The following is a 19,892-nucleotide window of genomic DNA, read 5'->3' on the forward strand; positions in this document are numbered from 1 at the left end:
GCAGACCAGGTGCGGGGTTCAGCGCAGCAAGGCCATGAAGGGGTAGAGGATCAAATCGATGGCCGAGTAGCCCAGGCTCATCAACGGGCGCAGCCAGTAGCTGCCGACCACACCGGCAATCACCAGTGCCATGACAATGAAAAAGCCATAGGGCTCGACACGCGCCACCAGTTGCGCCTGCTTCCAGGGCAGCAGACCGACCAGAATGCGGCCGCCGTCCAAAGGCGGCAGCGGAAAGAGATTGAAGGCCCACATCACCAGATTGACCAGAATGCCGGCGCGGCACATCTCGAGGAAGAAGCGCTCGTGCAGACCTGAGCCTACCAAGACGATCAGCAGCAGGCCCCAGAAAACGGCCTGCACGAAATTGGAGGCGGGACCGGCCAGCGCTACCCAGATCATGTCGCGCTTGGGGTGGCGCAGATGGTCAAAGCGCACGGGCACGGGCTTGGCGTAGCCGAAAAGAAACGCGCCAGAGGTAGCGAAATACAGCAGCAGCGGCATCAAGATGGTGCCGATAGGGTCGATATGCTTGATGGGGTTGAGCGTGATGCGGCCCATCATGGCTGCCGTGTTGTCGCCAAAGTGACGCGCAGCATAGCCGTGTGCCGCCTCATGGATGGTGATGGCGAACAGCACGGGCAGTGCGTAAATCAGTACGGTTTGTATGAGTTCGGTGAGTTCCACGCACTGATTGTCTCAGACGCCGCGCCAAGCTGCTGTCTTGTGCCGGGACAAGCCGTTTGCTGTTGCAGAAATACGGGTTGCACATAGTTGTGTGGTAAACCAGATGTTGCAAAATGCAACTCGCGCAAATCCGTGGTTGCTGCCTGCACAGCGGAACAGGTTTTGTGCGGGTTGACGAAATCAATACATAACACGGCGTTCGGCAGGACAGGGCAAGGGGATCAATATGACGGTAAGCAAGCGACTGGTGATTGCATTTGTCAGCATCAGTGTTTTTGTCCTGGCTTTGATGGGAATTGCCTGGTCAGCGATGTCTGATGTGCTGGATGTGTTGAAGGCGGGCTCGCTCACGGCGCAGCAGTCGCAGAACTTGATGGCGGAAGTCGAGCGTTCGCGCTGGTGGTTGCTGGCACTGGGTGCCTGGGTCTGCATTTCCTGCACCTGGTCCTGGATCAGCCTGCGCCGCCGCATCGTGGCTCCCTTGCAGGAAGCCATCCTGATTGCCGAGACCGTGGCGGCAGGTGATTTGAGCAAGGAATTCTCTTCGAATGCCGAAGGCGAGTTCGGCCGTCTTCTGACTGCGCTGAGCACCATGGAAGACACGCTGACCGAGCTGGTGGGCCGTATCAAGCAGTCCACCGATTCGCTGGCTGTTTCGGCCTATGAAATCGATGCGGGCAACATCAACCTCTCCAGCCGCACCGAGCAGCAGGTCAGCGCGCTGACCGAAACCGCAGCCAGCATGGAGCAGCTCACCGTCACCGTGCGCCAGAACGCAGAGCGCGCTCACTCGGCCAGCTCTCTGGCGGTCGCTGCATCGGCCACGGCCGGACGTGGCGGTAATGTGGTGGACCAGGTCGTTCACACCATGGATGCCATCAGCGGCAGCTCGCGCAAGATTGTGGACATCATTCAGGTCATTGAAGGCATCGCCTTCCAGACCAATATCCTGGCCCTCAATGCGGCCGTGGAAGCGGCCCGCGCCGGAGAGCAGGGGCGTGGCTTTGCCGTGGTGGCCAGCGAGGTGCGCTCGCTGGCGCAGCGCAGTGCCGAAGCAGCCAAACAGATCAAGGAGCTGATCACGGCCAGCGTGACTCAGGTGGAAAGCGGCTCTGGCCTGGTGGGCCAGGCCGGCAGCACCATGAAGGAAATCATGCAGTCCGTGGGTCAGGTCACAGGTCTGCTGAGCGAAATCTCCGGGGCGCTGCAGCAGCAAAGCGAGGGCATCGCCCATGTGAATACGGCCGTGGCTCACATGGACAGCACCAATCAGGAAAATGCGGCCCTGGTCATGCAGGCCACGCAAGCCGCTGCTGCGCTCAATGCGCGCACACAGGATCTGCAGCAGGCGGTGGGGGCCTTCAAACTCGATGACGATGAGTCGCCTGGTCTGGCTCCTGCTGCCATGCCGGCTCCGCGCGGAGTTGGGGCCGCTCAGGCGCGTCCAGCTCGTGCCCGCGAGCTGGCCTATGAAGAGCTTTGATTCAGCGAATTTCGTGCAGATGGCCGTAAATGGCTGCGACGGTAAAGCCGAAATGGAGGCAGATAGCCGTTCCCAGCAGGACTCTGCGGCGCAGTATGGAGTCATCCGCCTGTGCCGACAGTCCTGGCGAGACATGGAATGACTTGCCTCTGGCATAAGCCAGAATCGTCCAAGCCGTCCAGAGGGTGGCGAGGGCATAGACCGTCCATAGCTGGGATGTCTGCCGAAACGCCAGCGCCACGACCAAAGAGCAAGCGCACAAAGAGACGATGAGCCAGGGCCAGTGGCGCTGAACAAAGTCTTGCGGTCGCTGCTCTTCTTGCATGAGGCCGTGCCTATTCGGCCTGAAGGCCTATGTCTTTCAGGCTGCCCATGCCCTGGCGCACCACGACGGGCGAATTGTTCAAGGCCATGGGCGTGAGGTCCAGCACCGTGGTGGGTTGCTGCGGACAGGCGCCGGAGTCGACCACGGCGTCCAGCTCATGGGGGAAGCGCTCCAGGATCGACTCGGCATCATTGAGCGGCTCGGTCTCGCCGGGCGCAATCAAGGTGGTGGCCAGCAAGGGCTCGCCCAGTTCTTCCAGCAGCAGTTGCAGACCTTTGCGATCCGGCACGCGCAGGCCGATGGTCTTGCGCGAAGGGTGGCTCAGGCGCTTGGGCACTTCCTTGCTGGCTTCAAGAATGAAGGTGTAGGGGCCTGGCGTGGCCAGCTTGAGCAAGCGGTACTGGCGGTTGTCCACTCGGGCATAGTTGGCCAGCTCGGACAGGTCGCGGCACAGAAGCGTGAGGTGGTGCTTGTCGTTGATCTGCCGGATGCGGCGCATGCGGTCCACGGCATTCTTGTCGTCCAGGTGGCAGACCAGGGCATAGCTGGAGTCGGTGGGTACGGCAAGAATGGCACCCTTGCGCAGCATGTCCGCCGCCTGCTTGATGATGCGCGGTTGCGGGTTCTCTGGATAGACTTCAAAAACGGTGGTCATGCCATCTCTCTCTGTGATTTATGCACGCTGTATGCGGTCCTGCAGCAGCTGCCAGACGGGAGTGAGCTGGCTGGGCAGATAGGGCAGCTGCCCCAGGTCTATCTGCGATTCATCGGGGCTGTGAAAGTCGCTGCCGCGTGATGCGGCCAGGCCGAATTCCAGGGCCAGATCGGCATAGATCGCATATTCGTGCGGGCGGTGGCTGCCGGTCACGACCTCCACGCCCTGGCCGCCGAGTTCCTTGAACTTGGAAAACAGCGCATATTCCTCGTTATGGCTCAGGTCGTAACGCGCCGGGTGAGCAATCACGGCCACGCCGCCGGCATCCACGATCCAGCGCACGGCGTCCTCCAGATTCGCCCAGACATGGGCGACATAACCGGGCTTGCCTTCTGTCAGATAGCGTTTGAAGACTTCATAGGTGTCGCTGCAGACTCCGCTTTCGACGAGAAAGCGCGCAAAGTGGGTGCGCGAGATCAGCTCGGGGTTGCCTGCATGGCGCAGTGCTCCTTCATAGGCGCCTGCAATGCCGGCCAGTTCCAGCTGCCTGGCCATTTCGCGGGCGCGTGGACCGCGGCCGTTGCGCGTGTCGTACAGGCCTTGGGTCAGAGCGGCATTGTCGGCGTCAAAGCCCAGGCCCACGATGTGTACGCCGCTGCCCGAGAAGCTGACGGAAATTTCAGTGCCTGTCAGATAGTCCAGCCCTGCTGACCTGGCTGCGGCTGCTGCCCGGTGCTGGCCGCCGACCTCGTCGTGATCGGTCAGCGCCCAGAGCTCCACCCCCCGCTCGGCAGCACGCAGAGCCAGTTGCTCGGGCGTCAGAGTGCCGTCGGAGACGACGGAGTGGCAGTGCAGATCGGCGTTCAGATAGGTTTTGGACACGGCTTGATTGTAGGCGGCTGTACGCAATCATGATTTGTGTCATGGCACTAGCGCTGTTGCGGTCGTGGCTTGTAACAAAGCTTAAATCTCCGGCCAGTATGCCGATTAAGGATTGGCTACAGCGCTTGTGAGTTTCTGAATTCGTTAAGGCTGCCACGGTGTTGCTTGATCTATTGAGATGGATAAAAAATGAAATTGAATCAGTTCTCTGTGTCACAAAAGCTGTGGGCTTTGGTGATTGGCTTGCTGGCGGGCTTGCTGCTGGTGTCTGCAGGCAGTCTGATCTATCTGGATCGCGTGTACGTGAGCATCTCCAAGGAGGCCACGCGTACCCGAATGGCAGCCAATATTGCCAGCGAGTGGCGTCATTTGACCGAGCAGAGCGTTGATCGCTCCATCGTCGCGGCCATTTCTTCCGAGGAAAACCTGGTGGAGCAGCAGCGAAAGCTGATGAGTGACGGGATTGCGCATATCACCGAGCTGCAGAAAAAGCTCAACGAGCTGGTCACTGACGAGGAATCACGCAAGGTGCTGGACGAGGTCGCCGAGCACAGGCGCGCGACGCTGGAGAGTAATGCCGCCGTGCAGGCCGCGCGCAAGGACAATGATTTTGCGGCGGCCTTCGATCTGGTTGAAAAGCGGCTGCGTCCCAACGCCAAGGTCTACGTGGATGCGCAGCGCAAGTTTGTGCAGTTGCAGGAGCAACACAGCCAGCGTGCGATTGCCGATGGCGAAGCACGCCAGTCTCAGGCCTATGTGGCTATCGGTCTGGTTTGCGGCCTGATCGTTCTGCTTGGCCTGGCGATGGCGGCTCTGATCCTGCGCTCGATCATCGCTCCGTTGAATGAGGCGGTAACTCTGGCCGACTCCATCGCTGCCGGCGATTTGACGGCAACGGTACGCAATGATCGTCATGACGAACTGGGTCGTCTGCTCAAGTCCCTGAACGCCATGGCCGAGCGCCTGCGCTCCGTCGTTGGCCAGGTGCGCTCGGGCGTGGAATCCGTCTCTTCGGCCTCGGGGCAGATTGCCACGGGCAACCAGGACCTGTCGGCCCGTACCGAGCAGACTGCTGCCAATCTCGAAGAAACGGCGGCCAGCATGGAAGAGCTGACGGCCACCGTCACCCAGTCTGCCGATACTGCGCGTCAGGCCAATCAGCTGGCATCGACAGCCGCCCAGGCGGCCGAGCAAGGTGGTCGCGTGGTGCAGCAGGTGGTGCAGAGCATGGGCCAGATCACCGACAGCAGCCGCAAGATTGCCGACATCATCGGCGTGATCGACTCCATTGCCTTCCAGACCAATATCCTGGCCCTGAATGCGGCCGTGGAAGCGGCACGTGCCGGTGAGCAGGGCCGTGGCTTTGCCGTGGTGGCGGGCGAGGTGCGCAGCCTGGCGCAGCGCAGTGCCGAGGCGGCCAAGGAGATCAAGCAGCTCATCACCACCAGCGTGGACAATGTGCAGTCGGGCTCGCAGCAGGTGGAGCTGGCGGGCCAGAGCATGAGCGAGATCGTGGCCAGCGTGCGTCGCGTCAGCGACCTGATCGGGGAGATCACGGCTTCGTCCACGGAGCAGCGCGACGGCATCAATCAGGTCAATCAGGCAGTGAGCAATCTGGACCAGATGACGCAGCAGAACGCGGCGCTGGTGGAGGAGTCCAGTGCGGCGGCACTGTCCATGCAGGAGCAGGCGCGTCGCCTGGCCGAAGTGGTGTCTGTCTTCAAGCTCGGCCATGAAACCGGCTATGCCAAGGCTGCAGCACCCCAGCGTTCGACCAACCGTGCCATGCCAGCCATGGCGCCAGTGAAGCAGACTGCTGCCCCAGTCAGACCCGCGATCAAGAAAGCGCCTGCTGGACCGGCTCCCACTGCACTGAGTGCCGGCAAGGCCAAGCCTGCTGCGGACTCTGACGATGGGGACTGGGAAACCTTCTAAACCGCAGGCTGACACCCGCTTGCAAGCCCGCCGCTTCTGACAGGAGGCGGCGGGCTTTTTCATTCTGGCTCGCCAACTCCAGCTGTGTCGAAAAGCGGGAAAGTACTGAGAACTTCAGTCGTGCGCAATATGCAAAGCAGTTGTAACAATTATTAATATATTGAAGCAGCCTCGGGGAGAGTGCCCCGTGGAGGTGGAGGGAGGACGTCAGGGGCCAGGAATTGACCGGCAGAGTCATGCACAAGCCAGCCCGTAGTTCACGATGCGGACGTGCCTGTGTGTGGGTTCTTTTGTCTGGATTGGTTGGTTCATGAAGTTGTTTCAATTCACCGTGGCCCGGAAGCTGTGGGTATTGGTGATCGGTCTTCTGGCGGGCATGTTGTTGCTGGTGGCAGGCAGCCTGGCTTATTCCAAACGTGTCAACGAGGGCGTTCTTACGGCGGTGGTGGAAGCGCAGACTGCTGCTGCGCAGGCCAGGGAGTGGCGTATCCTGACCCAGATGAGCATGGATCGCTTCACGGCGGCTGCCATGTCCACGGAAGAGAATCTGGTCGAGCACCAGTACAAGGCCATGGCCGGCCTGATCTCCAGCATCAACGAGTTGCGCGACAAGGTGCTGGCACAGGTTCATACGCAAGAGGCCAAGAGCCTGATGGCCGATGTGAACACGCATAGAGATGCCTTGTTTGCGGTGAACAAGGAGGTAGATCAGGCCCGTCAAGCCAAGGATTTCGAGCGTTCGCAAAAGCTGATCGAAGAGCGGCTCAACCCGATGGCGCAAAAGTACTATGCGGCCCTGGATTCCTATGTGCAGCTGCAGGATCGTTACCGGGTGCAGGCGCTGGAGCTGGGTGAGTCCAGCCGCTCCAAGGCCTATGTGGTGATAGCCGTCGCTTGCTGCATCATCATGTTGCTGGGATTGGTGACTGGCCTGATCATCATGCGCTCCATCACCCAGCCTCTGCTCGAGGCCGTGGAGCTGGCAGATGCGATTGCCGAAGGCGATCTGAGCTTCAGAACCGGGCATGGCCGCGAAGACGAACTGGGCCGTCTGCTCAAGTCCCTGAACGCCATGGCCGAGCGCCTGCGCTCCGTCGTTGGCCAGGTGCGCTCGGGTGTGGAATCCGTCTCTTCGGCCTCGGGTCAGATTGCCACGGGCAACCAGGACCTGTCGGCCCGTACCGAGCAGACTGCTGCCAATCTCGAAGAAACGGCGGCCAGCATGGAAGAGCTGACGGCCACCGTCACCCAGTCTGCCGATACTGCGCGTCAGGCCAATCAGCTGGCATCGACAGCCGCCCAGGCGGCCGAGCAAGGCGGTCGCGTGGTGCAGCAGGTGGTGCAGAGCATGGGCCAGATCACCGACAGCAGCCGCAAGATTGCCGACATCATCGGCGTGATCGACTCCATTGCCTTCCAGACCAATATCCTGGCCCTGAATGCGGCCGTGGAAGCGGCACGTGCCGGTGAGCAGGGCCGTGGCTTTGCCGTGGTGGCGGGCGAGGTGCGCAGCCTGGCGCAGCGCAGTGCCGAGGCGGCCAAGGAGATCAAGCAGCTCATCACCACCAGCGTGGACAATGTGCAGTCGGGCTCGCAGCAGGTGGAGCTGGCGGGCCAGAGCATGAGCGAGATCGTGGCCAGCGTGCGTCGCGTCAGCGACCTGATCGGGGAGATCACGGCTTCGTCCACGGAGCAGCGCGACGGCATCAATCAGGTCAATCAGGCAGTGAGCAATCTGGACCAGATGACGCAGCAGAACGCGGCGCTGGTGGAGGAGTCCAGTGCGGCGGCACTGTCCATGCAGGAGCAGGCGCGTCGCCTGGCCGAAGTGGTGTCTGTCTTCAAGATGGGACGCAATGTCGAGGCTTTCGCGACCACACCTATATCGCTTGCGAAAGTGTCTGCGACGATCAAGGCGATCAAGCCTGCGGCAGCCCTCCCCAGGCTGACAGAGTCCAGGCCCAAGGCCCGGTTGGTCGCGAGCACTGCGGATGACGAGAGCTGGGCACAGTTCTAAGTGTTGGGCAGCGTGAAAAGGGCTGCTGCCACGTTCGCTGTGGCGGCAGTCTTGGCTGGTGCGAAGATCAGAAGCCCATGTTGCCGGCACCACCCTCGAAGTCCTGCGCGGCTTCCACGAGAAACTGCACCTTGCGTTCGCCGCGCCATTCGTTGATGTCCAGGCGATAGGCCAGGGTGGTGCGCGCGGGCAGCGGGTCGGTGTGGTTGAACCAGATGCCGTCGATCTTGGAGCCATGGTGCAGCAGCTCCAGCTTCAGATGCTTTTCGCCGACCAGGCGCTGCGAGGTGATTTCCAGCTCTTCGCTGAAAGTCGGCGCGGCAAAGCCCTGGCCCCAGACGGCCAGCTGCATTTGTTCGATCAGGCTGGTGTCCAGCCATTGGGGCGAAAGCGGCCCGTCGGTCTCCAGCCTGCGCGTCAGTGTGGCTGCATCCAGCCACTCCCTGGCGACCTGGGCAAAAGCCTGCTCGAACTCGTCAAAGTGCGCTTCCTCTATGGTGCAGCCTGCTGCCATGGCGTGGCCGCCAAAACGCAGTATCAGACCGGGGTGGCGCTTGCTCACGAGGTCCAGCGCATCGCGTAGATGAAAGCCTGGAATGGAACGACCCGAGCCCTTGAGCTCATGCTCCTTGCCTGGAGCGCCACTGGCTGCAAAGACAAACGTGGGTCGGTGCAGCTTGTCCTTGATGCGCGAGGCCACCACGCCGACCACGCCTTCGTGAAAGTCGGGGTCGAACACGCTGATGGCCGGTGGCGGCGTCATGCCGTCCTCGCACAGACCTTCGGCCATGAGCAGGGCGTGCTCGCGCATGCTGACCTCGATCTCGCGGCGCTCGCGGTTGATGCTGTCCAGCATGCGTGCCAGATTGTCGGCGCGGCTGACATCTTCCGTGGTCAGGCACTCGATGCCAATGGTCATGTCGGCAAGCCGTCCGGCCGCGTTGATGCGCGGGCCCAGGGCAAAGCCGAAGTCGATGGTGGAGGCCATGTCAAAGCGGCGGCCCGATGCCTCGAACAGCGCGCGTATGCCGGGCTGCATGCTGCCTTTGCGAATCTGCTTGAGGCCCAGTGCCACCAGGCGGCGGTTGTTGGCGTCGAGCTTGACCACATCGGCCACGGTGCCTAGCGCGACCAGGGGCAGCAATTGCTCCAGCCTGGGCTGGTTGTGGCGATCAAAGCGGCCGCGGTTGCGCAGCTCGGTGCGCAGGGCCAGCAGCACATAGAACATTACGCCCACGCCGGCCATGGACTTGCTCGCGAACTCGCAGCCAGGCTGGTTGGGGTTGACGATGGCGTCCGCTGGCGGCAGGTGGTCGCCGGGCAAATGATGGTCGGTCACAACGACCGACATCCCCAGCTCCTTGGCCACGGCCACGCCTTCCACGCTGGCAATGCCGTTGTCCACGGTGATCAGCATGTCGGCACCGGTCTCCTTGACGCGCCGCGAGATGGGGGCGGTCAGGCCGTAGCCGTCGACCACGCGGTCGGGCACGAGATAGTCGGCATGGGCCGCGCCCAGCATGCGCAGGCCGCGCAGGCCCACGGCGCAGGCGGTTGCGCCATCGCAGTCATAGTCGGCGACGATGCACAGGCGCTTTTGCGCGGCTATGGCATCGGCCAGCAGTTGCACGGCAGCATCGATGCCGCGCAGGCCCGAGGGGGGCAGCAGCCGGGCCGGCGCATCGTCCAGCTCGTCGGCCGAGCAGACGCCTCGCGCTGCATAGAGCTGGGCCAGCAAGGGATGAATCTTGGCTTGCAGCAGTGCGGAGACACTATCGCTGGGGACAGATCTGGGAATTATTTTCATAGCATTTCCCGTAGATCAGGCAGGCGCTTCGTGCCAAAAACACTCTTTATCCTGTCCATCAGGCCGCGTGGCTGGCTTTGCCACTGCACGGCATTGCGCTCGCCGCAGAGCGTGAGCCAGACCGGTTCGCCGCGGGCAGCCCGCTGCTGCAGCTCGGCGATCAGGCCGTTGTCCAGCGCCTGCCAGGCCTTTTGCCAGCCTTGCACATTGCCTTGCAGAGCGGTGTGGCGCAGATCATCCACGCACACCGCCCGAGAGCTCGCAGTGGGCAGGCTGGCGAGGTCTCCCGTGCCATGCACCCAGAAGGAGTTGATGGGCGGCAGGCCGCGTTCGGCACGTCGGTCATTGAAGACATGGGTGTAGAGCAGCATCTGCAGCTCGGTCTGCAGACGCTGAATGATGGCTCCCTGAATCGGGTCGGGCATCCAGGGACGCACGTCGCGGCCCAGCGCACGGTCCATCGATGCGGTGGCCAGGCCCTTGAAAGCCGCACCACGTGCCAGCCAGAGGTCGGCGCGCAGATATTCCAGCGTGATGCCGTCGTCGCTGAACCAGGGCGCGATCAGCGCCAGCAGCTGGCGGGATTCGTCTTCGTCCAGTGGCGCGCTGGCCGGGTCGGTCTGATGGACCTGGTCCGGCGTGATATGCCAGTGGCAGGGCGTGATGAAGGCACAGGCCTGGCTGCTGTCTCCAGCCGCCAGCGCAGCCCAGGGAATCAGCCCGGGTGTATCGGGCAGCTGCATGCCACGGGCCAGGGCTCGCTCGTGCGGGGGAGAGAAGTCCATCTCGTCGCCCTGCACCAGCGAGGTCGGCGTCAGTGTTGCCAGCAAGGCCTGCAGGTAAGGGAGTTGCAAACCGTCCCAGGCCTGGGGAATGTCGGCAGGGCCGCTGGCATAGGCAACAATGATTTCAGAGGCGCCTGTGCCCAGGGCTTGGGCGGCAGGCAGCAAAGGCGCGGTCAAAGACATGGGCGCTATTGTCGGGCATGGCCGCCGCCCGGGCATGGTGCGGGGTGCTTTGTCACCTCGCGGGCATATTTTTCAGGGTGTAGACCAGGCTGTAGCTGGCATCATCGGCGATGGCGGGCATGCTGGCATTCCAGTCGTCCCAGCGCTGGCGCATGGCCTGCAGGCGCTCGGGCTGCTGTCCGGCCAGATTGGCACGCTCGCGCTCGTCCTGCGCCAGATTGAACAGGTATTCGTTGTCTTCCACGCGCAGGTATTTCCATTCGCCTTCGCGTAGTGCGCGCTGGTTGCGGTAGAGCATGCGCCAGTACAGAGGCCGGGCAAACTCCGCACCGTCGGTGCGCAGCAGGGGTAGCAGGGAGATGCCGTCCAGCGGGTAGTCGGGGGCGGCGCTCACACCGGCTGCATCCAGCACAGTGGCCGACCAGTCCATGGTCATGCATGGCTGGGCACTGCTGCGATGGGCCTCGATCACGGCAGGCCAGTGGGCGATCCAGGGCACGCGGATGCCGCCTTCGGTCAGGTCCATCTTGCCGCCCACGAGAGGCCAGCTGTCCGAGAAGCGCTCGCCGCCGTTGTCGCTGGTGAAGACGATCAGGGTGTTGTCGAGCTGGTCGTTCTTGCTCAGTGCTTCGACGATCCAGCCAATGCCCTCATCCATGTGATGAATCATGCGGCGGTACTGGTGAATATTGCCTCCTTCCAGATGCGTGATGCCTGCTCCCAGTTGCTCGGCGGTCTCTCGGTCATCACGGGTTTCCCAGGGCCAGTGCGGGGCCGTGTAGTGCAGGCTCAGGAAGAAGGGGGCATCGCCCGCGCTCATGCGGTTGACGAAGTCCACGCTGCGCTGGGACAGCAGGTCGGTCAGATAGCCTTCGTCGTGGTGCTCCTCTTCGCCCACCCACAGGTCGTGCTGGCCCGAGCTGCTCAGATGGGTGAAGTAATCCACGCCGCCCGACATGGGGCCGAAGTATTCCTCGTAGCCTGAGCGCAGCGGGCCGAAGTGGGGAGGGTAGCCCAGATGCCATTTGCCTATCAGTGCCGTGCGGTAGCCCGCGCCCTTGAGCAGCGAGGCAACGGTGGGGATCTCGGGCGGCAGGCCCAGCCTGGCGCCCAGCGGCGTACCGCGCGTCTTGCTGTTGATGGGCTCTTCGGCCGCACCGCGCAAGCGGTATTGATAGCGCGCCGTGGCCAAGGCAAAACGCGTGGGCGAGCACACGGGTGAGTTGGCATAGCCCTGGGTGAGCCTGAGGCCGTTGGAGGCCAGGCGGTCGAGCACCGGGGATACCGGGCCGAACTCGGCATCGCGGCCGCCGTAGCAGCCCAGGTCGGCATAGCCGAGATCGTCGGCGACGATAAAGATGATGTTGGGGCGAGTCATGAAATGCGGGTCGTTGTTGTTATTGGCTGTAGGTCGGCTGGAGGCCTTATTCCATCTTCATGCCGGTGGCCTGGGCCAGGACGCGATAGCGGTCGGCCAGGGCCTGAATGCGCTTGACGGCCGCATCGCCTGTCAGCCCTTCGTAGACCATGTCGTTGACACGCATGCGCTCGCGCAGCGTGCCGTCCTTCATGGCCTTCTCGAACTGGGCCCGGATTTTCTGAACCAGCGGCTCAGGTGTGCTGCTGGGTACCCAGGCAGCGAAAAGCACTTCCTGCTGCAGCTCCTTGTGTCCCAGCTCTGCCACCGAGGGAACTTCCGGCAGCAAGGGGTTGCGCTGGGCCGTGGTCACCGCCAGCGCCGTGATCTTTCCAGTGGTCACATGGGGCAGCATGGCGGTGGAGCTGATGACGCCGCCATCCACTTCGCCCGAGAGCATCGCCAGCGTGGCAGGTGCATTGCCTTTGTAGGGCACGTGGTTGACCTTGGCCCCGGTGGCGTAGGTCAGGATGCTGGAGGCCAGATGGCCGGGGGTTCCATAGCCGGCGGAGCCCAGGGTCAGGCCCTTGTCCTTGCCGCGGGCGATGAACTGCTCCAGTGTCTTGATATTGGTTTTGGGACTGACAGCCATCAGCATGCCTTGCGAGGCGAACACCATGACGGGACGCAGGTCGCCATTTTTGAACGGCATGCTTTTGTAGATCAGCGGGTTGACGGTGAAGCTCGTGTCCAGGCCGATCAGCATGGTGTAGCCGTCGGCGGCAGCCTTGGCGACGTAATCGGCTCCTATGTTGCCGCCGGCGCCGGTGCGGTTTTCAACAACGAAGGGCTGCCTGGTTTCGCGTTGAAGTACTTCTCCTACGCCGCGCGCCAGTATGTCCACAGCCCCTCCGGGAGCGAAGGAGGCGATCAGTCGAACCGGCTTGCCGGGCCAGGCAGAGGCGGCGGCGCCATCGGCAGGCTGGCCCTGGGAGGCGAATGCCGTGCAGCCCAGCAGCAGAGCCAGGCTGGTTTGAAGAAGGCGGCGGGGTGCAGTCAGGCGGGCCATGGAATCACTCTCTGGTCTGAGGAAAGTGCTGGCATTTGCGAAAATCCCCAGCACTCCCCTTTGTCTCTGTATTGGGAATGCCCACTGTAGAAGTGACATCCATAATTGATCTAATCAACTCATCCCCGTGAATACCCGACAACCCACCTCCATTCAGCAGATGCTGTTGTTTCGCATCAGCCGCTTCTTTGGTGTGGCGGGCGGAATGGCCATGCGCATGTGCGAGGCCCGCTTCGGCCTCACGCGTCGCGAATGGGGCGTGATGGCGACGCTGGCGACCGAGGAGGGTTTGCTGTCCTCCGAGTTGGCACAGAAGGTGCAACTGGACAGGGCGCGCACCTCTCGGGCGCTGAGCGGTCTGGAGGAGAAAGGCTGGGTGCTGCGCAAGCCTCTGGATGGAGACCGCCGGCGCGTGGCCATGTATCTGACCGATGAGGGGCGGCACATGTACGGCCTTATCCTGCCCGAGATGGTCAAGATTCATGCCGACATCGTGTCTGTCCTCAGCGATGAGGAGCTGGCCTTGTTTGACGACCTGCTGGCCAAGCTCCAGGCCCATTCGGTGACGCTGGAGCAGCAGGAGCAATACGCGGATCTGCCGCGCATAGGGCGCAGCAGGCCGCCTCGATAGAGGGGGCGGGCAGTCAGATTGCATAAGGCTGGCGCCGCCGGCGGGGCATTACCGGCAATGCCACAATGCTGGCAACATGCAATTTCCCTACGAACTGGCCGTGGGCTGGCGCTATACCCGTGCAGGGCGCGCCACACGCCGCAATGGCTTCATCTCCTTTATCTCGGGTGTCTCCATGCTTGGCATTGCGCTGGGCGTGGCGGCGCTGATCATTGTGCTGAGCGTGATGAACGGCTTCCAGAAGGAAGTGCGGGATCGCATGCTCAGCGTCGTCTCCCATGTGGAAATCTACGCCCCGCAGGGCGCGCCGCTGCCCGATGTGGAGCGCACCATGCGCGAGGCCAGAGCCAACCCCGACGTGGTGGGGGCCGCGCCTTTCGTGGCGGCTCAGGCATTGCTGGCGCGCGGCGAGGATATGAAAGGCGCCTTGGTGCGCGGTATCGATCCGGCGCGTGAAGGCGAGGTGACCGATCTGGCAGCCACCAGCGGGGAGGTGCTCAAGCGTCTGGTGCCCGGCGAGTTCAAGGTGGTTCTCGGCATCGAGCTTGCGCGCAACCTCGGAGTGAGCGAGGGCGATGTGATCACGCTGATCGCTCCCAGCGGACAGGTCACCCCGGCCGGCGTGCTGCCGCGCATGAAACAGATGACGGTGGCCGGTACTTTCGATTCCGGTCACTACGAATATGACTCGGCGCTGGTGATGATGCATTACGAGGATGCACAGCGCATCTTCCGCCTGGAAGGGCCGACCGGCATTCGCCTCAAGCTCAAGGATTTGCATGAGGCTCCGCGCGTGGCACATGAGCTGGCGGACACCTTGACGGATCGTTTGTTCATCCGTGACTGGACGCAGCAGAACAAGACCTGGTTTGCCGCCGTGCAACTCGAAAAACGCATGATGTTCATCATCCTGACCCTGATCGTGGCCGTGGCGGCTTTCAATCTGGTGTCCACCCTGGTGATGAGCGTGCAGGACAAGCGTGCCGACATTGCCATCCTGCGCACCCTGGGGGCCTCGCCCTCGTCCATCATGGGCATCTTCATGGTGCAGGGCGCCATGGTCGGCGTCATCGGCACCTTGGCCGGTCTGGCGCTGGGGCTGGCGATTGCCTTCAATATCGACGTCATCGTGCCGGCCATAGAGCAGGCGCTGCATGCCAACTTCCTGCCCAAGGACATCTACCTGATCAGCAAGATGCCCAGCGAGCCGCAGTCCACGGACATCGTGCCGATCGCCGTGATTTCCCTGATTCTTTCTTTTGTGGCAACGATTTACCCCAGCTGGCGTGCCAGCCGCGTGAACCCTGCGGAGGCACTGCGTTATGAATGATGTTGTGATGGACCGGACCGTGCTGGAGGCACGCGGCCTGACCAAGCGCTTTGCCGAAGGCAAACTGGATGTGACCGTGCTGCAGGGCGTGGACCTGCAGGTTCAGGCGGGCGAGACGCTGGCAATCGTCGGAGCCTCGGGCTCGGGCAAGTCCACCTTGCTGCACTTGCTGGGCGGGCTGGATGCGCCCACCACCGGCAGCGTCAGCCTCATGGGCCAGCCCCTGCACCAGCTCAGCCCGCAAAAGCAGGGCGCGCTGCGCAACCGGCACCTGGGCTTCATCTACCAGTTCCACCACCTGCTGGCCGAATTTTCGGCCCAGGAGAATGTGGCCATGCCGCTGCGCATCCGACGCGACGCCAAGGAGGACTGCATGGACCGCGCGGCCGAGATGCTGCGCGCCGTGGGCCTGGGCCAGCGCATGGCGCATCGTCCGGCCGAGCTGTCGGGTGGCGAGCGTCAGCGTGTGGCCATTGCGCGTGCCCTGGTCACGCGTCCGGCCTGCGTGCTGGCCGATGAGCCCACGGGTAATCTGGACCGCGGTACGGCCGATACGGTGTTTGCGCTGATGCTGGAGCTCGCACGCAGCCACGGCACGGCGTTCGTGATGGTCACCCATGACGAAGGACTGGCCGCGCGCTGCGATCGCATGGTCAGGTTGGTGCTGGGACAGCTGGGTTGAATACGTCCAGATAAATCAAGGCCCGAGCCACTGCCTGTGCAGCGGCTCGGGCCCAATTTGTGAAACATGCCTGAAGCGCTTTATCAATAAGCGCTGACAGCTGCATTTCTGATAGCGATCGTGGCTTGCTCGCGAGCCGATGCCTGCAGCGGCACGGCGGGGCGCGGCTTGCCTGAGCCATGGTTGCTCGAGACATCCTGAGCCGTCAGGTCGTCGGTGACCTCGCGCAGCCTGGCGGACTGGGTCAGCGAAGTCTGTACCACTTCGCCCATGATCTGCGTGACCTGGCGCGATGAGTTCACGATCTCGGCCATGGTGGTGCCGGCTTCGCGCACCTGCGTCACCCCCTGGGTGACCTGGGCGACCGAGGTCTGGATCAGCTGCTTGATCTCCTTGGCGGCTTCGGCGCTGTGCTGGGCCAGCTGGCGCACCTCATTGGCCACCACGGCAAAGCCGCGTCCCTGGTCACCGGCGCGGGCCGCTTCCACGGCGGCGTTGAGCGCCAGCAGATTGGTCTGGAAGGCGATGGAGTCCATCATGCCGATGATGTCGCTGATCTTGCGCGAGCTGGCGCTGATGGATTCCATGGTGGTCACCACATCCTGCACGGTGCGGCCGCCGGCCTCGGCCACGCTGCAGGCGTCCTGGGCCAGCTCGTTGGCCTGGCGCGCATGGTTGGCGCTTTCGGTCAGCCCCTCCACCGTGGCGCGCAGGGTTTGCGCCGCGGTCACGCGGCGTGTGATGTTGGTGGCGAACTTGACGACCTTGAAGGGGCGGCCTTCGGCATCGAGTATGGGGTTGTAGCTGGCTTCGATCCAGATCTGGCGGCCAGCCTTGCCTATGCGCAGGTACTGGCCCGCATCGTGATGCCCCAGGGCCAGCTTGTGCCAGAAATGCTGATAGGCCGGGGATTGGCGCTCGTGCGGCTGGACAAACATGCTGTGGTGCCTGCCAACGACTTCGGCGAGGGAGTAGCCCATGGTCTGCAGGAACAGATCGTTGGCCGTGAGGATGTTGCCGTTCAGATCGAACTCGATGATGGCCTGTACCTTGGCAATGGCTTGGAGCTGGCCTCGGGCATCGTCTTCATGCTGCTGCTGCTCGGTGATGTCGGTTGCGTACTTGATGACTTTGCGCGGCTGCCCCTGGCTGTCAAAGATCGGGTTGTAGCTGGCCTGCAGCCACACATCCTCGCCCTGGCTGTTGATGCGGCGGTAGCGGCCGCTGTCATGCAGGCCTGCCGCCAGGCGCTGCCAGAACTGGGCGTACTCGGCAGAGGCTCGGGTCTCCTCATCCACAAACATGCGGTGATGCTGGCCGATGATCTGCTCGGCGCTATAGCCCATGGTGCGCAGAAAGTTGTCATTGGCCGTCAGCACATGGCCTTGAAGATCGAACTCGATCACGGCCTGGACCTGATCCAGCGCGGCCAGCTTGCCCTGCATGTCGGCGCGTTGATGACTTTGGCTCAGGCGTTGCCAGAGCGTGCTTTGCATAAGTCCCGTCATAACTCGCTCCTTTGGCCGATCGCGCAGGGCAGTGGGTAAAGTTGCTTAATGTTTTATTTGTTTCAATGTGTGAATCGTAGGACAAGGCTGGAAACTGTCTGTAGTCACTTGACGTGTCGTCGGCCGAGGCCGGGCTGCGCAGGCAGGCCAGCCGATGCATGATGTGAGGATGCCAACCTGGATAGATACCCATTGCCATCTGGATGCCCCCGAGTTCGCGCCTGACAGGGATACCGTGCGCGCCGCTGCGCAGGCCGCAGGCGTCACGCATCTGGTCATTCCTGCCGTGCAGCGCAGCCACTGGCAGGACGTGATTGCGCTGGCCCATCGCCATGGCGACAGCTATGCGCTGGGCATTCATCCGCTCTACACGCCCGGCGCACAGGAGTCCGATATTGCGGCGCTGCGCGATCTGCTGAGTCAGCAGATCGGGGATCCGCAGCTGGTGGCGGTGGGCGAAATCGGTCTCGACTTTTTTGTCCCCGGACTGGATGAGCAGCGCCAGATCTGGTTCTACGAGCAGCAGATCCGGCTGGCATGCGAGTTCGAGCTGCCCGTCATCCTGCATGTGCGCAAGAGCAGCGATCGTCTGCTCAAGACCTTGCGCCAGCACAGGGTTGTGGGTGGCATTGCCCATGCGTTCAACGGCAGCGCCCAGCAGGCGCAGGCCTTCATCGATATGGGCTTCAAGCTGGGCTTTGGCGGCGCCATCACCTATGAGCGTGCGCTCAAGCTGCGTGAGCTGGCGGCCAGCCTGCCGCTGCAGGCGCTGGTTCTGGAAACCGATGCACCCGATATTCCGCCGCACTGGCTCTACACCACGGTCGAGCAGCGCGCGGCCGGTCAGCCCCAGGGGCGCAACAGCTCCGCCGAGCTGCCGTGCATTGCGGCGGAGATCGCGCGGCTGCGCGGCATGGACATTGAGCAGCTGGCGCAGGCCAGCACGGCCAATGCACGTAAGGCGCTCAAAGGGCTGCCGGCACTCCCGTAGATGGGCAGTAGCTATCCTTTGCACGCAAAGAGGCTGATGCTCATCTTTTTGAATATCAGCCCAAGATCTAGGCCGATGATGGCTGGGCGACAATAGAGCATGACCGAGGATTCTTCTGCCACTCCAACAGAGACTGGCCTGCGCTGGCAGGGGCTGGCAGCCGTGGCCGATGAGCGCACGCGTGCGCTGGTTCTGGGCAGCTTTCCGGGCCTGAAGTCGTTGCAGCAGGTGCAGTACTACGCCCATCCGCAAAACCAGTTCTGGCCGTTGTTGCAGGCCTTGTGGCCCCGGAACCAGCAGCCGCCACGTACTGATTACGCGGGCCGCTGCGAATGGCTGCTGGCACGCGGGCTGGGCCTGTGGGATGTGTATGCGAGCTGCGAGCGTGAGGGCAGTCTGGACAGCGCCATTCGCGCGGCCCAGGTCAACGACTTTGCCGGGCTGCGTCAGCGCTGTCCTGATCTGCAACTGGCGTTGCACAACGGCGGCGAGAGCTACAAGCATGCCCGTCAGACAGAGGCGCTGGGGTTGATCGCCCTCAAGCTGCCATCCACCAGCCCGGCCAATGCCAGCTGGTCGTTCGATAGAAAATTGCAGGCCTGGCGCCATGCGCTGGCGGCTCATGGCCTGCTTTGAAGATTGGTGTGAAACGTGATCCGTAAAACCCGTGGCGGTGCCAAATCCGCGCAAGACAAGAATGTGGCCAGCGTGCAGGAACTGCCCGAAGTCAGCGTCTCCGACGACGGCGATATTCGCTATCTGCATCTGGGTACGCCCTGGGTGCAGGGCTCCATGCGCATTCGCGACCCTTTTGATATCGACCTGGAATATGTGCAGCGCATGATGGGCTGGCTGCTGTTTGCCGAGCCAGCCGAAGTGCCCCGGATGCACGCCATGCAACTAGGTCTGGGGGCAGCCGCCATCACCAAGTTCTGCCACAAGAAGCTGCGCATGAAGACCACGGCGGTCGAGCTCAATCCCCAGGTGCTGGCTGTGTGCCGCAGCTGGTTCAAGCTGCCGCCCGACAGCAGCACACTACAGGTAGTGCTGGCCGATGCAGCTCAAGAGATCAAAAAGACCGAATGGCAGGGCACGGTCGATGCACTGGCCGTCGATCTCTATGACCATGAGGCGGCGGCTCCCGTTCTCGACAGCGCAGAGTTCTATGCCGATTGCCGCAATCTTCTGACCGAGGACGGCATCATGACCGTCAACCTCTTTGGCCGCTCCTCAAGTTTTGACAAAAGCCTGGATCAGATGGCCCAGGCCTTTGGCGAGGACGCGCTCTGGGCCTTCCGCCCCACGCGCGAAGGCAATACCGTGGTGCTGGCACAGCGCACACCGCGTGTTCTGCAGGGCGCGGAGCTGGACCTGGCCTGTGACCAGGTTCAGGCCCGTTGGGATTTGAACACCACGCGCTGGGCCAAGGTGTTCGTGCCGGCCCGCGATGCCGAGGCCGGCAGCAAGACGGCCAAAGCCAAAGTCAGCCGCATCGGCCGGGGCGCTACCGTGTAATTGCAAAGCCTGAGTAAATTGATGGTGCTGGCCTTGAGGGCGGCGGTTTT

Annotated in this window: 18 protein-coding genes; 9 read left to right on the plus strand and 9 right to left on the minus strand. The window is 62.7% G+C overall.

Annotated elements, in window-relative coordinates; all coding sequences use genetic code 11:
• Positions 1–18 precede the first annotated feature (18 nt).
• A complete protein-coding gene (locus NOX35_RS04960) occupies positions 19–687 on the minus strand; it encodes a site-2 protease family protein (protein ID WP_003073892.1) in 669 nt (222 codons plus the stop codon).
• A 226-nt stretch (positions 688–913) separates the two neighbouring features.
• On the opposite strand from NOX35_RS04960, the gene NOX35_RS04965 reads away from it, so the two are divergent.
• The gene (locus tag NOX35_RS04965) at positions 914–2,170 is read left to right on the plus strand and encodes a methyl-accepting chemotaxis protein (protein WP_182285807.1); all 1,257 of its coding nucleotides are present in this window, start codon (positions 914–916) and stop codon (positions 2,168–2,170) included.
• Position 2,171: 1 nt separating this feature from the next.
• Here NOX35_RS04965 and NOX35_RS04970 read toward each other — a convergent pair whose 3' ends face one another.
• The 3 genes from NOX35_RS04970 to NOX35_RS04980 are packed head-to-tail and all read right to left on the minus strand — an operon-like array spanning position 2,172 to position 4,032.
• On the minus strand, positions 2,172–2,495 hold the full coding sequence (locus tag NOX35_RS04970) for a hypothetical protein (protein WP_256495925.1): 324 nt from the start codon (positions 2,493–2,495) through the stop codon (positions 2,172–2,174).
• A 10-nt stretch (positions 2,496–2,505) separates the two neighbouring features.
• Positions 2,506–3,150 carry an L-threonylcarbamoyladenylate synthase gene (locus NOX35_RS04975; RefSeq protein WP_182285809.1) on the minus strand — a complete coding sequence of 215 codons (645 nt, stop codon included), beginning with the start codon at positions 3,148–3,150 and terminating at the stop codon, positions 2,506–2,508.
• An 18-nt stretch (positions 3,151–3,168) separates the two neighbouring features.
• The gene (locus NOX35_RS04980; protein WP_256495927.1) at positions 3,169–4,032 is read right to left on the minus strand and encodes a 3',5'-nucleoside bisphosphate phosphatase; all 864 of its coding nucleotides are present in this window, start codon (positions 4,030–4,032) and stop codon (positions 3,169–3,171) included.
• 189 nt (positions 4,033–4,221) lie between these two features.
• Between NOX35_RS04980 and NOX35_RS04985 the strand changes: the two genes are divergently transcribed.
• Positions 4,222–5,967: a methyl-accepting chemotaxis protein gene (locus NOX35_RS04985; protein WP_182285811.1), complete on the plus strand. Its 1,746-nt coding sequence runs from the start codon at positions 4,222–4,224 to the stop codon at positions 5,965–5,967.
• A gap of 310 nt (positions 5,968–6,277) precedes the next feature.
• Complete coding sequence (locus NOX35_RS04990; protein ID WP_256495930.1) at positions 6,278–7,984, plus strand: methyl-accepting chemotaxis protein; 1,707 nt, start codon at positions 6,278–6,280, stop codon at positions 7,982–7,984.
• A gap of 67 nt (positions 7,985–8,051) precedes the next feature.
• On the opposite strand, the gene recJ is transcribed toward NOX35_RS04990, so the two are convergent.
• From recJ to NOX35_RS05010, 4 genes are read right to left on the minus strand one after another with little or no spacing between them, the layout of a single operon-like run.
• The gene (gene recJ / locus NOX35_RS04995; RefSeq protein ID WP_182285813.1) at positions 8,052–9,791 is read right to left on the minus strand and encodes a single-stranded-DNA-specific exonuclease RecJ; all 1,740 of its coding nucleotides are present in this window, start codon (positions 9,789–9,791) and stop codon (positions 8,052–8,054) included.
• On the minus strand, positions 9,788–10,759 hold the full coding sequence (locus NOX35_RS05000) for a phosphoglycerate mutase (protein ID WP_256495931.1): 972 nt from the start codon (positions 10,757–10,759) through the stop codon (positions 9,788–9,790). The genes recJ and NOX35_RS05000 overlap by 4 nt, the downstream gene beginning before the upstream one ends.
• Before the next feature lie 52 nt (positions 10,760–10,811).
• Positions 10,812–12,137 (minus strand): sulfatase, encoded by a 1,326-nt coding sequence (locus NOX35_RS05005; protein ID WP_256495932.1) that lies wholly within the window; start codon positions 12,135–12,137, stop codon positions 10,812–10,814.
• Positions 12,138–12,183: 46 nt separating this feature from the next.
• Positions 12,184–13,185 carry a tripartite tricarboxylate transporter substrate binding protein gene (locus NOX35_RS05010; protein ID WP_256495934.1) on the minus strand — a complete coding sequence of 334 codons (1,002 nt, stop codon included), beginning with the start codon at positions 13,183–13,185 and terminating at the stop codon, positions 12,184–12,186.
• A 160-nt stretch (positions 13,186–13,345) separates the two neighbouring features.
• Between NOX35_RS05010 and NOX35_RS05015 the strand changes: the two genes are divergently transcribed.
• The 3 genes from NOX35_RS05015 to lolD all read left to right on the plus strand — a co-directional run bounded on the left by NOX35_RS05015 (position 13,346) and on the right by lolD (position 15,828).
• A complete protein-coding gene (locus NOX35_RS05015; RefSeq protein WP_182287105.1) occupies positions 13,346–13,816 on the plus strand; it encodes a MarR family winged helix-turn-helix transcriptional regulator in 471 nt (156 codons plus the stop codon).
• A gap of 76 nt (positions 13,817–13,892) precedes the next feature.
• Positions 13,893–15,146, plus strand: a complete 1,254-nt coding sequence (locus tag NOX35_RS05020) for a lipoprotein-releasing ABC transporter permease subunit (RefSeq protein ID WP_003066109.1) — start codon at positions 13,893–13,895, stop codon at positions 15,144–15,146.
• The gene (lolD, locus tag NOX35_RS05025) at positions 15,139–15,828 is read left to right on the plus strand and encodes a lipoprotein-releasing ABC transporter ATP-binding protein LolD (RefSeq protein WP_256495935.1); all 690 of its coding nucleotides are present in this window, start codon (positions 15,139–15,141) and stop codon (positions 15,826–15,828) included. Before NOX35_RS05020 ends, lolD begins: the two co-directional genes overlap by 8 nt.
• Positions 15,829–15,911: 83 nt before the next feature.
• Here the strand turns inward: lolD and NOX35_RS05030 are convergent, their stop codons facing one another.
• On the minus strand, positions 15,912–17,336 hold the full coding sequence (locus NOX35_RS05030) for a methyl-accepting chemotaxis protein (RefSeq protein WP_256495937.1): 1,425 nt from the start codon (positions 17,334–17,336) through the stop codon (positions 15,912–15,914).
• Positions 17,337–17,505: 169 nt separating this feature from the next.
• Between NOX35_RS05030 and NOX35_RS05035 the strand changes: the two genes are divergently transcribed.
• The 3 genes from NOX35_RS05035 to NOX35_RS05045 all read left to right on the plus strand — a co-directional run bounded on the left by NOX35_RS05035 (position 17,506) and on the right by NOX35_RS05045 (position 19,842).
• A complete protein-coding gene (locus tag NOX35_RS05035; protein WP_256495938.1) occupies positions 17,506–18,327 on the plus strand; it encodes a TatD family hydrolase in 822 nt (273 codons plus the stop codon).
• A 99-nt stretch (positions 18,328–18,426) separates the two neighbouring features.
• Positions 18,427–18,963: a DNA-deoxyinosine glycosylase gene (locus NOX35_RS05040; RefSeq protein WP_182285820.1), complete on the plus strand. Its 537-nt coding sequence runs from the start codon at positions 18,427–18,429 to the stop codon at positions 18,961–18,963.
• Positions 18,964–18,978: 15 nt separating this feature from the next.
• Positions 18,979–19,842: a spermidine synthase gene (locus NOX35_RS05045; protein WP_149354912.1), complete on the plus strand. Its 864-nt coding sequence runs from the start codon at positions 18,979–18,981 to the stop codon at positions 19,840–19,842.
• Positions 19,843–19,892 lie beyond the last annotated feature (50 nt).

Source organism: Comamonas sp. C11 (assembly GCF_024496285.1).
Taxonomy (GTDB): Bacteria; Pseudomonadota; Gammaproteobacteria; order Burkholderiales; family Burkholderiaceae_C; genus Comamonas; species Comamonas testosteroni_F.

Bases quoted from the DNA above. Each gene is read 5' to 3' on its own strand.
- NOX35_RS04965 (WP_182285807.1), top strand. From the start codon at position 914: ATGACGGTAAGCAAGCGACTGGTGATTGCATTTGTCAGCATCAGTGTT.
- NOX35_RS05000 (WP_256495931.1), bottom strand. From the start codon at position 10,759: ATGTCTTTGACCGCGCCTTTGCTGCCTGCCGCCCAAGCCCTGGGCACA.
- NOX35_RS04985 (WP_182285811.1), top strand. From the start codon at position 4,222: ATGAAATTGAATCAGTTCTCTGTGTCACAAAAGCTGTGGGCTTTGGTG.
- NOX35_RS05030 (WP_256495937.1), bottom strand. From the start codon at position 17,336: ATGACGGGACTTATGCAAAGCACGCTCTGGCAACGCCTGAGCCAAAGT.
- lolD (WP_256495935.1), top strand. From the start codon at position 15,139: ATGAATGATGTTGTGATGGACCGGACCGTGCTGGAGGCACGCGGCCTG.
- NOX35_RS04975 (WP_182285809.1), bottom strand. From the start codon at position 3,150: ATGACCACCGTTTTTGAAGTCTATCCAGAGAACCCGCAACCGCGCATC.
- NOX35_RS05010 (WP_256495934.1), bottom strand. From the start codon at position 13,185: ATGGCCCGCCTGACTGCACCCCGCCGCCTTCTTCAAACCAGCCTGGCT.
- NOX35_RS05020 (WP_003066109.1), top strand. From the start codon at position 13,893: ATGCAATTTCCCTACGAACTGGCCGTGGGCTGGCGCTATACCCGTGCA.
- recJ (WP_182285813.1), bottom strand. From the start codon at position 9,791: ATGAAAATAATTCCCAGATCTGTCCCCAGCGATAGTGTCTCCGCACTG.
- NOX35_RS04990 (WP_256495930.1), top strand. From the start codon at position 6,278: ATGAAGTTGTTTCAATTCACCGTGGCCCGGAAGCTGTGGGTATTGGTG.
- NOX35_RS05040 (WP_182285820.1), top strand. From the start codon at position 18,427: ATGACCGAGGATTCTTCTGCCACTCCAACAGAGACTGGCCTGCGCTGG.
- NOX35_RS05035 (WP_256495938.1), top strand. From the start codon at position 17,506: ATGCCAACCTGGATAGATACCCATTGCCATCTGGATGCCCCCGAGTTC.
- NOX35_RS04970 (WP_256495925.1), bottom strand. From the start codon at position 2,495: ATGCAAGAAGAGCAGCGACCGCAAGACTTTGTTCAGCGCCACTGGCCC.
- NOX35_RS05015 (WP_182287105.1), top strand. From the start codon at position 13,346: ATGCTGTTGTTTCGCATCAGCCGCTTCTTTGGTGTGGCGGGCGGAATG.
- NOX35_RS05005 (WP_256495932.1), bottom strand. From the start codon at position 12,137: ATGACTCGCCCCAACATCATCTTTATCGTCGCCGACGATCTCGGCTAT.